Below are 13,054 nucleotides of genomic sequence, written 5' to 3'. Positions count from 1 at the left end.
AACTGTCAACTGTCAACCTTGACGATTAGCAGTCAAAAATGCGTAAGTACCGATCGCCAGTGAAAGCAACTTGCTGCTAGTGCCAAACAACTCGCTCCAATTCCTACTCTGGACAGCGCCACAGCCGATTCCAGGGCGAGCAGCTTGCAGTCCGCTTCCAGGAGCAACTCACCCAACAGCCAAATTTTTCTGAGAAACTTTATAAGTTTGGGATGAGCTTTACCAAAATTTTACAAAAATTGACTAAAAAAATTTATATATTTTTGATGAAAGCTAATATTTGCAAGTCTTCCAGTCAATTTGAGACAGTTAGCGATACCAATAGATGTAGTAGCTTGTAAATCTATACTGAGTGAAAATCTGGCTGTGACAGATGAAAGTAGTCTGCCACTAGAGTGTCAGTGAAAACTCTTAAAACAAGCACTCATTGACTCAAAAAAACACCTAAGTGATATCAGTCCGTAGAGTCACTGCCGTAGAGTCTGTTTTGTCGGTTTGACGATCGCCCTTAATATCCGAGGGTCGCGATCGTCTATTCCTGTCTTGACAAGATAGCATTGACCAGCTTACTAACTAACAATATTGGAGGAATCAGGGTTATGACTACCTTAACGCTAGTCAAAAAAACATCTTTTACAGTCGCCAGCTTGGCAACCACAATCTTGCTCAGCATCTGCACGCCCGCCCGAGCTTTCATGTTTGGCAGCACTGGCATCCAGTTCGATCGAGATACCAATATCAACTTTACATTCGACCAATCTCACGGCGCTTACCAGTCTAGCTTGTGGGTAGCCCAAGCTCAGACAGGAGCCAATGGCTACAGCAACATCACCCGACTGTTTTACGAGTTCAAACCCTCAGATAACGGGAACGCCGATGAATGGAAAGGAACCTTCGGCAACTCCGTGGGATCGAACAACGGCTCCCCAACTCAAACCTTCACCTTTTTGCAGGATCAAGTTTATGCCCTGCTGCTCTGGAGTGACAGCGGCAGTGGCAAACAATTCGAGCAGTACGCCTCCAGCAGCACCTTCATGAACAGCCCCGAATGGTTTGCCGCCAACACCCAGTTTCGCAGAGATGACTGTGTGGTGGCCGGATGTCAGCAAGCCGTATTTGGCGAATTTGGGCTCAACCCCCGCTCCCCCGACTCATTTACAAGTATCAACGGCGGTAAAGGCCCAGAACAATATTCATCGCTCACAATGGCCCAACTGGCTCAGGGAAGCAAAATCTCCTTCGACGATGCCGGAGGAGGAAACGATCGCGACTTCCAAGACTTCACCGTCTCCGCCGAGCTAGCACCCGAGCCTGTGACAGTGTTCGGCACCATGCTGGGGATCGGGGCTTTGGCGGCGGCTCGCGGCAAAAAAAAGCGACAGCAGCAACCAAAAAAATGACTCTTAAGCATCCCCATACAAATCTAAATAGTGAGTCTGTTCAGTGGTACTCTGAGAAATAGCATTTCTAAATGTTAAGACTTTTTCCACAACGGGAAAAATAGAATCCTAACAAAGGCACTATTCATGGTATCCACCGCAACAAAAACGAACGTAGGCTACATCACCCAAATCATCGGGCCAGTTGTAGACGTAAAATTCCCAGGCGGCAAACTGCCCCAAATCTATAACGCTATTACGATCGCCGGCAAAAACGAAGCAGGTCAAGACATTTCTGTTACCTGCGAAGTTCAGCAACTCCTCGGAGACAGCCAAGTGCGTGCAGTTTCCATGAGTACCACCGACGGCTTAATGCGCGGTATGGAAGTATTAGATACCGGGGAAGCGATCCAAGTTCCCGTCGGAATCCCGACTCTCGGCCGTATTTTTAACGTCATCGGCGAACCCGTAGACAACCTCGGCCCGGTCAATACTTCCGAAAGTATGCCCATCCACCGCCAGCCGCCGGCTTTCACCGAACTAGAAACCAAGCCTTCGGTGTTTGAAACAGGGATCAAGGTCATCGACCTCCTGGCTCCCTACCGTCGCGGTGGCAAAATCGGTTTGTTCGGCGGCGCAGGCGTCGGCAAAACCGTGATCATGATGGAACTCGTGAACAACATCGCCAAGGCTCACGGCGGCGTGTCCGTGTTTGGCGGTGTGGGCGAGCGCACCCGTGAAGGTAATGACCTTTACAAAGAAATGATCGAGTCTGGGGTTATTGACGAAAAAGACCGCAGCAAATCGAAAATTGCCCTAGTATACGGTCAAATGAACGAGCCACCAGGTGCTCGGATGCGCGTGGGCCTGTCGGCTCTAGCGATGGCCGAATACTTCCGCGATGTCAGCAAGCAAGACGTACTCTTGTTCATTGACAACATCTTCCGGTTCGTACAAGCGGGATCTGAGGTATCGGCTTTGTTGGGTCGGATGCCTTCGGCTGTGGGATATCAGCCGACTCTCGGTACAGACATGGGCGACTTGCAAGAACGGATTACTTCGACTACCGAAGGTTCGATTACTTCGGTTCAAGCTGTGTACGTACCTGCGGATGACTTCACTGATCCAGCGCCGGCTACGACTTTTGCTCACTTAGACGCTACAACTTTGTTGTCTCGCGGTTTGGCTGCGAAGGGTATTTATCCGGCTGTTGATCCCCTGGAATCTACCTCCACAATGTTGCAAATTAGCATTGTAGGCGAAGAACACTATGGTGTTGCGCGTCAGGTGCAGTCTATTTTGCAACGCTACAAGGAATTGCAAGATATTATTGCGATTTTGGGTTTGGACGAGCTGTCGGAAGATGACCGCTTGACTGTTTCTCGCGCTCGCAAAATTGAACGCTTCTTGTCTCAACCGTTCTTTGTAGCAGAAGTGTTCACCGGTTCCCCCGGTAAGTACGTCAAGTTGGCTGATACCATTAAGGGCTTCCAAATGATTTTGGGTGGCGAACTTGATGAGTTACCTGAACAAGCTTTCTATTTGGTTGGCGATATCAACGAAGCGATCGCCAAAGCTGAAAAAATGAAGGCTGACGCTAAGTAGAAAGTAGGGAATGGGTAATGGGTAATGGGTAATTGGTAATTGGTAATAGGTAATAGGTAATAGGTAATGGGTAATAGGTAATGGGTAATAGGTAATGGGTAATGAGTTATTGGAACTGACAAATAACTCATTCCCAATGCCCAATTCCCAATTCCCAATTCCCAATTCCCAATGCCCAATGCCCAATTCCCAATTCCCAATTCCCAATTCCCAATTCTCAATTCCCAACTCCCAATTCCCAATTCCCAATTCCCAATTCCCAATTACCTATTTATGACATTAACTGTGCGCGTAGTGGCCCCAGACAAAACTGTTTGGGATTCTAATGCTGAAGAAGTAATTCTGCCAAGCACGACAGGCCAATTGGGTATCTTGACCGGTCACGCTCCGATGTTGACTGCTTTGGATACCGGAGTGATGCGCGTCCGTCCTGGTAAGGAATGGGTGTCTATTGCTCTGATGGGCGGCTTTGCAGAAATCCAAGAAAACCAAGTAACTATCCTTGTCAACGGCGCTGAGAAAGGCGAAACGATTGATAAAGAAGCTGCTCGTACTGCTTACACCGAAGCAGAAGCTCGTTTGGAAAGCTCTGCTAGTGGCACTTTGCAAGAGCAAATTCAAGCTAAGCAAGCAATCAAACGCGCGAGAGCTCGTTTTCAAGCGGCCGGCGGCACGATTTAGATAAGACGTACGGTTGAAACCGCGCCTACAAAAACAAAGTCCGCCTCCGCGGACTGAAGAAAATAACGTAATGTTAACCGCCAGTTCTTCAACCCGCACTAGAAGGGTTTTGTTTGTATAGACGCGGTTTCAACCGCCCGGTGTTCTTGTATAGACGGCGGTTGAAACCGCCCGGTCTTCTAAACTCCGGCTTCGGACAAGAGAAATTGCATTGTTTCCCAAGATAGCCCTTGCTCGATATAGCGGGGGTTATTTGGATTGTAGGGACTATAGAGCCGATCGACACTAACAATCTTTGCTGTCTCCGGCAAAACTGGCACTTCTGGATCGCTCGCGGTCGATCGCACCAGGGAGCTAGAAAACCCTTTAAAAATAGCAATTTCGTCGAATTCGCCGTCTATTTCGGCCTTCACGATTAACACTTCGTGCGATCGGGCGATCGTGTATTGTTCCAAACGGCGAGCAATAGAGTCAGCCATAGCAAATCTCACATTCCTGAAATCTGCTATAATATAGCTTAATTTGGTCGCTAATTTCAGAGACAGCCAGCCAAAATTTTATATTTAATTCTACCTTTTTTAACACCCGGAAATCAGCGGACATAATATAAGTCAATACGCTTGGGTTAGCGAAGTATGTCATTGCGAGCTCTTAGCGAAGCAATCGCAAAGACTATGGTGCTTCTCAATGAATTTATCTGCGCGCAAAGCAATTAGATTGTTAACTGAACCGTATTGTAATATAAGTATTGTCAAAAACATCTGGAAAATATTACTCCTGCACAACCTACTTCGACGATATTTTATGAGCCACAAAAAGCCGAGGTTTCAATTATCGTTTTTGATTCAAAATATTAAACAGCATTTGGCTTGGAAATATTCGCTGCTATTTATACTATTTTTTTGCTTGAGTTTAACTGTAGCAAGTTGCAACTCCGATCTGATAAATAGCTTTACAGCAAAAAAAACAAACTCATTCTCAAACTTAACAAAAATAGTAAGAATCGGCCATCAGCCTTTCGGATCCCTGTTTTATCTCAAAGCTAAAGGATCTTTGGAAACCCGTTTAGCAAAAATGGGATGGTCTGTAGAATGGACGGAATTTGTCACAGGGCCACCAATTTTAAAAGCAATAGGACAAGGAAAAATCGATCTGGGTTATGCAGGAGTTACGCCGCCAATTTTTGCCCAATCAGAGGGCATACCTTTCGTTTATATTGCTAATGATTCAGCTTTACCTGGCAGCATTGGCATCATAGTTCCTGAAAATTCTCCTATTCGGACTCTCGCAGATCTTAAAGGCAAGAAAATAGCAGCCACTCGGAAAACATCAGCTCACTATTTGTTAATTCGGGCGTTAACTCAAGGCGGATTGAAGTTAAAAAATGCCGAATTAGTCGATTTGTCTCCGCCAAAAGCTCAGGAAGCATTTCTGAGAGGCGAAGTTGATGCTTGGGCGGTTTGGCAGCCGTTTTTAGCTAAGTTACAGGAAACCATGCCTGCTCATTTCCTGACTGATAGCGAGCAACTGATCAATGACAGAAACTTCTATTTGGCAAGTCGCTCTTTTGCTAGCGACTTTCCCGATATTGTTAAAACAGTCATGGGAGAAACGCGACAGATGGCTAATTGGATAACTAAAAATCCCGAGCGAGCAGTAGACTTTATTACCGCTCGAACCGGAATGAAAAAAACCACAGCTAGAAGTTTAACTAAAAGCCGTACCTACGATTTGTTACCAATTCAAGATAGGGCAGTTGAAGAACAACAACGCATTGCTGAAATTTTCTTTAGGTTGGGACTCCTGCCGGATCGAATTTGGATTGAAGATCGGATCTGGAAACAAAAATTAGATTTATAAAACCACAAGTTAGCCAAAGGTAACGATAAATTAAAGGTGGCGATTGTAGCAGCGCTACGAAAAATGAAATTAGGTGTATCCTAGAGAAAGAGAGTTAAAACTGTTAAGTAGCAGAATCAAATGTCCTCAATTGCCAATCAACTGCGTTATGGTTTTGTCTCGATTGTTGTGGCAAGCGTATTGATGGCAGGGAGTACGTTAGCTTACCTCAGCTTTCGGGGACAAATAGAACAGACAAAACAGCTTCAGTACGAGCGATCGCAAGCTGCGGCCGCCCAAATTAGCGCTTATCTGGATAACTTGCAGCGCCAACTTAATTATTTGTCAGAATTGCGTGGCCTAACAGAATTTAATACTGAAACTCAGCGCAGCATTCTTGAAGGATTAATCAATAGCAACAGCGCCTACGAAGTGGTGGGAATTTTAAACAGTAAAGGTCAAGTCGTACAAGTAATGTCGCCTTACGAATCATACTCTACATCTAGCTTAAGTTTAGCAGGTATTTCGGGAGATGCGCCTCTATTTTGGGAGACGTTTCGACAGGCTCAAAATTATGTTAGCTCGGTAGATGTCGATATGAAGACAACGGTTAATGTTGTTAATTTAGCCGTACCTATTCGTGACAGTAAAAATAAAATTGCTGGAGTATTATTTGCCAGAGTAAGTCTAAACTTTTTAATTCAAATTGCAGCCCGATCGCAAGTTGGAAAAACTGGATACAGCTATGTTATCGACAACCGCTCGGTGCTGATTTCGGAAACAGGAAACAAGGTTAATCCGTATTTACTCCCAGATTTGAAAGGGCGATCGTTTGTGGGAGAGTTATCGAAATTAGCTTTAGCTTCGGGAATGCAATCTCCGCTGGTTTATCGAGGCTGGCACGGGGAAGAAGTCATGGGAACGGGTGCGATCGTCCGTCGGGTACAGTGGATGGTGGTTGTAGAGCTACCTACAGCCGAAGCTTACGCTCCCGTGCGATCGCTCATCTACGTCATGGGTGCAGTTACCGCCGTCAGCGCCCTCGCCGCCGTGGGCTTGGGAGTCGCTTTTGCGCGATCGCTCACAAATCCTTTAAAATCTCTAACATCCGCAGCTACTCAAATGACTAGCGGCATATTGGAAACTCGGGTAAATATTGCCTCATCTAACGAACTAGGAAAATTAGCTAATGCCTTCAACAGCATGGCCGGTCAATTGGAAGTATCTTTCACAAAATTAGAGCATCAAAATGCTCAATTGCAGCGACTTGACAAACTCAAAGACGAATTTTTAGCCAATACTTCTCACGAACTCCGCACCCCACTAAACGGCATTATCGGTTTAACAGAATCTTTGATCGATGGTGCTACAGGACAATTACCAGCACTGACTATTTCCAATCTAGAAATTATTGCATCTAGTGGCAGAAGACTGTCAAATCTCATCAACGACATTCTCGATTTCTCCAAGCTGAGACACAAAAATATTGAACTGCAAATCAAGCCCGTCGGCATTCGAGAAATTGTCGATATCGTAGTAACTCTTTCTCAACCTCTAATTGGCACAAAAAACTTGCAGTTGATTAATTCAGTCACTCCCGACATTCCCCTGGTGGATGCCGACGAAAATCGGGTGCAACAAATTCTTTACAACTTGATCGGCAATGCGATTAAATTTACCGACAATGGTACTGTAGAAATTTCGGCGAATGCGATCGGCTTGGAATCGTCGCAGTTGGCAAAAAAAGAAAGTTCAGTAACGAGCCAGCTTCTATCTTTAATTGTCAGGTCAAAACTGCAAATTACCGTATCCGATACGGGAATTGGCATTGCTGAAGATAAGTTAGAACGAATTTTTGAATCCTTTGAACAAGCAGACGGCTCCACTGCTAGAGAACACGGAGGAACTGGTTTAGGTTTGGCAGTTACAAAGCAGTTAGTCGAGCTGCACGGTGGCGAAATTCAAGTATCTTCAGAACTCGGTGTTGGTTCCCAGTTTACCTTTAGTTTGCCAATTTCTAAAAATCAATATCTCGATGACAAGCAGTTGCCAGCAACTGCTCGACATTCTTTAGTTTCGAGAACAGAAGAGCGCAAGTTGATAATTAATGAAGCTGCTCCACCAAGTTTTAACAATAACAGTTCGAGTGCTATTAAATGTTCTTTGAAAAACAACAAAGTAAAAATTTTGATTGTAGATGACGAACCTGTAAATATTCAGGTATTAACTAACAATCTACTTCTTGAAAATTATACAATTGCCGAAGCTAGCAGCGGTAGAGAAGCTTTAGCTCTTATCGAGAGAGGCTACAAACCCGATCTAATATTGCTAGATATCATGATGCCACGGATGACTGGTTACGAAGTTTGCGATAAAGTCAGGGAGAAATTCACGGCTAGCGAATTGCCAATCGTCATGCTAACCGCGAAAAATCAAGTATCTGACTTAGTGCAAGGTTTCAATGCAGGAGCCAATGATTTTTTAACTAAACCTTTTCTCAAAAATGAATTGCTAGCTCGAATCAAAACTCACATCCGTCTCACAAAAATCAATGCAGCTTATGGTAGATTTGTGCCCCACGACTTTCTGCGATTTTTGGGACACGAAAGTATTGTTGATGTTCAACTAGGCGATCAAATCCAGAAAGAAATGACAGTTTTATTTTCTGATATTCGCTCCTTTACAACTATCTCCGAAGCTATGACTCCCCAAGAAAATTTTAATTTTCTCAACAGCTACCTCAGTCGAGTCAGTCCGGTAATTCGCGATCACAAAGGTTTCATTGATAAATATATTGGCGATGCGATTATGGCACTATTTCCTGAGTCGGCAGATGATGCTGTTCGCGCGGCAGTGGAAATGCAAAAACAAGTTATTCTTTTCAACGATCGCCGACAAACAAGGGATTACGCACCAATTACGATCGGTATTGGTTTGCACGCGGGCACTTTAATGCTGGGTACGATTGGCGAAGAAGAACGGATGGAGAGTACCGTGATTGCTGATGCGGTGAATCTCGCGTCTCGTTTGGAAGGATTGACTAAGGTTTACGGCTCTGGAATTCTCGTTACTGAATCAATTTTAGAGCGTTTGGGCGATCGATCGCAATATCTGTGCCGATTTGTCGATCGAGTCACCGTAAAAGGGAAAACATCTGCCGTGTCGGTGTTTGAAATTTATGATGCAGAAACAGAACAAAGCATTCAGCTAAAACAGGAAACTGCTGCTGTATTTCAACAAGGTATACAGCTTTATGTCGAGCAAAATTTTCCTAAAGCGCAAAAAATCTTTAAGAATATTTGCGAAACAAATCCTCAAGATAAGTTGGCAGCAATCTACTGCCAGCGCTCTCTGAAACATCAAATGTATGGAGTTCCAGAAGGATGGTCGGGGATAGAATGTTTGGATGAAAAGTAGTAAAAGTAGCATCAATCTGAAGTCAGAAATTTTCAGGTCTTCATCGATTTTTCTGGAGCTAGTCTCAGTCATAATATATTCATACCGAAGCCTGAAGACCCAAAATGGGGAATTTCCCCGAAAATCCGCTGTAGAGTTCGCTAGGTTTGACTTCATAATCGAATATAATGCGTAAAGCTATGCGAAAAAAAACCTGGTTTCTATAAAAAATCTCAGGTTTGACAGCGATTCAGGAAACAACCTAGAATCAGGCTGTTATTGTGTAACTTTTGTTCAACTACAACAAGGTTTACAATACTTAACAGTGGTGTAGCTTCCCTCCGAGTATAAACCGTGTCTTTTAATCTAAATTAATGTTATGTCAACTTTTTCTCTCAATCGCTTAGCTGCCAAACTTTCAGGAAAAACGACGCTGCAAACTGTACTCATAGTTCCGTTTGTCTTGCAAGTATTTGCGGCAGTGGGAATTGTGGGATATTTATCATTTAAGAACTCTCAAAAAGCCGTGAACGATCTTGCAGATCAGTTAATGGGGGAAGTGAGCAATCGCATTGAGCAAAATTTGATAACTTATTTGCAAACTCCGCACCAGATCAATCAAAGCAAGCTGGATGCACTGAAGTTGGGTTTTGTGAACATCAAAGACTTGCCAGCTTGGGAAAAGTATCTGTGGCGGCAAGTGCAATTATATCCTTATATCAATTTTACCTCATTCGCCAATCGCAATGGAGAATACCGCACTGGCGAAAAGATGTCGAATGGGACTTTATTGATTAACGCCTCCGGCCCGTCTACCAAATTTAATTTTTATTCCTACAATACTAATGATACGGGCGATCGCACAAAAATAGCAGCCACCATCAAAAACTTCGACATCCGACAGAACCCTTTATACAAAGATGCCTCTGTAGCAGGCAAAACCACTTGGAGTTCAGTGGATGTCTCCTCGCTAGAACCCACACTGCTCCTCAGCGCGCTGCAACCAGTTTACAACAACCAGAAACAGCTAGACGGAGTATTAATTACTGCTTTACGTCTGGACAGTATCAGTGAATTTTTAAACAGCCTCAAAATAGGCAAATCCGGTCAAACTTTTATTATCGAAAGAAAGGGAACGCTGCTGGCAACTTCCACCCCAGAAAAACCTTTCCGCAACAAAAACGGTAAAAAACAACAGTTTCAAGTCAAAGAAAGCAGCGATATCGTAACCCAGAGTACAGCTAAATACTTAGAAAGTCACTTTCAAGACTTGCAGCAAATTACCGAATCGAAACTAATCCATTTTGAAATCAACGGGAAGCAGCAATTTTTAAAAGTTATGCCATTCCAAGATGGCAAAGGTTTAGATTGGCTCATTGTCGTCGTCGTTCCAGAAGCCGATTTTATGGAACAAATAAATGCCGGCAATAGAACTACAATCTTGCTATGTCTGGCAGCTTTGGCTGTAGCTACTGCGATCGGAATTTGCACTTCTCGCTGGATTACCAAACCAATTTTAAAATTAAAAGATGCAGCAATAGATTTGTCTCAAGGACAATTTGACAGAACTGTCAAGCTCGATCGTTCCGACGAGTTGGGCGTGCTTGCTACTGCTTTTAACAGCATGGCAGCACAACTGCAAACATCTTTTAGTGCCTTAGAAACTAAAAATACCCAATTGCAGCAACTGGACAAACTGAAAGACGAATTCTTAGCCAATACTTCCCACGAACTCCGCACTCCCCTCAACGGCATTATTGGGATTGCAGAATCTTTGATAGACGGTGCTACCGGAAAACTGCCAGAAACGACCAATTTCAACTTAGCTTTGATTGCATCGTCAGGAAAAAGATTGGCTTCTTTAATAAACGATATCCTCGACTTTTCTCAGCTCAAACACAAAAGTCTTGAACTGCAAACTAAGTCAGTCAACCTCCGAGAAATCGTCTTTGTGATTCTCAAATTATGTCAGCCATTGGTAGGCACAAAAAAATTGCAATTGATTAACTCAGTTGCTCCGGAATTGCCACCAATAGCAGCCGACGAGAATCGTTTGGAGCAAATACTTTATAACTTAATCGGCAACGCGATTAAATTCACTGAAAGCGGCACAGTTGAGATTTCAGCAGCATTGATAACGAGCCCTGAAGAATCATCACCTAATCCCCAATTGGCGATTACTGTATCCGACACAGGCATTGGCATCCCCGAAAATAAATTAGAGCAAATTTTTGAATCATTTGAACAAGCTGACGGTTCCACTGCTAGAGAATATGGTGGGACGGGTTTAGGGTTAACTGTTGCCAAGAAATTAGTGGAATTACACGGCGGTAAAATCTCGGTATCTTCAAGTGTAGGCGTAGGTTCCCAATTTATTTTTACTTTACCAGTCTCAGAGAGTCAGCCGGAAATTAACAGCAAACAGCCTGGTTTAACCGAGGGCGAGGAGATTTTGCTTGCTCCTGAATTAGACTCCGAATCATCTCTAGTAAATTCTACTATCTTAACCAAAAGGGACTTGATAGAAGAAGGTGAAAAAGTAAAAGTTTTAGTGGTCGATGATGAACCAATTAACATTCAGGTCATTATCAATAATCTCGCTCTGGAAAACTATGCGATCGCTCAAGCGATCAACGGCAGAGAAGCTTTAAATCTGATTGAATCAGGATTTAAGCCAGACTTGATTTTACTCGACGTAATGATGCCGCAGATGACTGGTTATGAAGTCTGTCGAGCAGTTCGCCAACAATACTCACCTTTAGAAATACCAATTCTGATGGTGACGGCCAAAAATCAAACGAGTGACTTGGTAGAAGCTTTTAACTCAGAAGCGAATGATTATATAACTAAACCTTTTATCAAAAAGGAATTGTTAGCCAGAATCAAGACGCAAATTAGTATGGCAAAACTGAATGCAGCTTACGGCAAGTTTGTGCCGCATGATTTTTTAGATTTGCTTGAAAGACCGAGTATTATTGAAGTCAAATTAGGCGACAATCAGGAAAAGAATATGACTGTACTTTTTGCTGATATTCGCTCTTTTACGGTACTTTCAGAACAGATGACACCAGCCGAAAACTTTGCATTTATTAATAGTTACTTGGGAAGGGTGAGTCCTGCAATCAGGGAAAACAACGGGTTTATCAACAAATATATTGGCGATGCAGTCATGGCTTTGTTTCCGACATCTCCATCAGATGGTGTGCGAGCAGCAATTGATATGCAAAAAGAATTGAGTATCTACAACGAGCAGCGAGAACAAAACGGCTTGTTGCCGATCGCGATCGGCATTGGTTTGCACGCGGGCAATTTGATGTTGGGTACAATTGGCGAGCGAGAACGGATGGAAAGTACCGTGATTTCTGATGCGGTGAATCTCGCGTCTCGTTTGGAAGGATTGACTAAGGTTTACGGCTCTGGAATTCTCGTTAGCGGTGAAATTATCGATCGCCTGGACGATTCAGAAACATACAACTACAGATTTGTCGATCGAGTAACGGTGAAAGGAAAGACAACTGCTGTGTCGGTATTTGAAATTTATGATGCAGAAACAGAACAAAGCATTCTCCTCAAACAGCAAACTGCGGAGATTTTTCAAGAAGCTCTCAATTTTTACTACCAGAAAAAATTTGTTGCTGCTCAAAAAGTATTTGAGAATATTTTAGAAATCAATCCTGAGGATCTGGTAGCAACGCTATATTTCAAGCGCTCTCGCAAGTATCGAATGTATGGAGTACCCGAGGGGTGGTCTGGGGTGGAAGACGGGGCGGAAAAGTAGGCAGCTTTTCTAAGGAAGGAGAATTAAATAACTTACAATTTTTATTGTTCTTGTGGGATGGGCGTCCCGCCCGTCTTTTCTGGACGGGCGGGACGCCCATCCCACAAATATGTGTAAATTATTTAATTCGCGCTCCTAAGGAAGAGGGTTCGCTTCGGCTTTGCTCTTCTGGTAAAAACAGGGATTCGGGAAGAAGACTTTAGTTGGGAGCATCTCAGTTTTGCAAGAAGCATTTTTTAAAGAGCGGACTGAAGTCCGTACTACGATCCTTTTTTGAGCGGGGACAGCACTATAATAAAAAATGCTTTTTTCAAAAATGAGATGCTCCCGAATCGATCGCATTGGTGTCAGCAATTAAAAACGTCCTCAGCATCGG

8 protein-coding genes are annotated in these 13,054 nt (G+C 43.7%); 6 read left to right on the top strand and 2 right to left on the bottom strand.

Annotated elements, in window-relative coordinates; all coding sequences use genetic code 11:
• The first annotated feature begins 599 nt into the window (after positions 1–599).
• Both JGK36_RS04645 and atpD read left to right on the top strand, forming a co-directional pair.
• Entirely contained in the window at positions 600–1,400 is an 801-nt protein-coding gene (locus JGK36_RS04645) for a PEP-CTERM sorting domain-containing protein (RefSeq protein WP_293190619.1), read from the top strand.
• 126 nt (positions 1,401–1,526) lie between these two features.
• Entirely contained in the window at positions 1,527–2,984 is a 1,458-nt protein-coding gene (gene atpD, locus JGK36_RS04640; protein ID WP_293183033.1) for a F0F1 ATP synthase subunit beta, read from the top strand.
• Here the strand turns inward: atpD and JGK36_RS04635 are convergent.
• Complete coding sequence (locus JGK36_RS04635) at positions 2,901–3,233, bottom strand: hypothetical protein (RefSeq protein WP_293196345.1); 333 nt, start codon at positions 3,231–3,233, stop codon at positions 2,901–2,903. The two genes, atpD and JGK36_RS04635, sit on opposite strands and share 84 nt — an antisense overlap.
• A gap of 24 nt (positions 3,234–3,257) precedes the next feature.
• Here JGK36_RS04635 and atpC point away from each other — a divergent pair, with 24 nt between their 5' ends.
• A complete protein-coding gene (gene atpC / locus JGK36_RS04630; protein WP_293151311.1) occupies positions 3,258–3,665 on the top strand; it encodes an ATP synthase F1 subunit epsilon in 408 nt (135 codons plus the stop codon).
• Between the two features lie 179 nt (positions 3,666–3,844).
• On the opposite strand, the gene JGK36_RS04625 is transcribed toward atpC, so the two are convergent.
• Positions 3,845–4,144, bottom strand: coding sequence for a hypothetical protein (locus JGK36_RS04625; protein WP_293151314.1), 300 nt, complete (start codon positions 4,142–4,144; stop codon positions 3,845–3,847).
• A gap of 460 nt (positions 4,145–4,604) precedes the next feature.
• On the opposite strand from JGK36_RS04625, the gene JGK36_RS04620 reads away from it, so the two are divergent.
• From JGK36_RS04620 to JGK36_RS04610, 3 genes are all read left to right on the top strand, one after another.
• Positions 4,605–5,525, top strand: a complete 921-nt coding sequence (locus JGK36_RS04620) for an aliphatic sulfonate ABC transporter substrate-binding protein (protein WP_363319660.1) — start codon at positions 4,605–4,607, stop codon at positions 5,523–5,525.
• Positions 5,526–5,645: 120 nt separating this feature from the next.
• Positions 5,646–8,921, top strand: coding sequence for a response regulator (locus JGK36_RS04615; protein ID WP_293196343.1), 3,276 nt, complete (start codon positions 5,646–5,648; stop codon positions 8,919–8,921).
• Between the two features lie 358 nt (positions 8,922–9,279).
• Positions 9,280–12,678, top strand: a complete 3,399-nt coding sequence (locus JGK36_RS04610; protein ID WP_293190614.1) for an ATP-binding protein — start codon at positions 9,280–9,282, stop codon at positions 12,676–12,678.
• Positions 12,679–13,054: the final 376 nt, after the last annotated feature.

This window comes from Microcoleus sp. PH2017_35_SFW_U_B (assembly GCF_020737865.1).
In the GTDB taxonomy this organism is placed as follows: Bacteria; Cyanobacteriota; Cyanobacteriia; order Cyanobacteriales; family Microcoleaceae; genus Microcoleus.
Note: the sequence above shows the minus strand (reverse complement) of the source record. Positions and strands in the feature narration are given on the sequence as shown.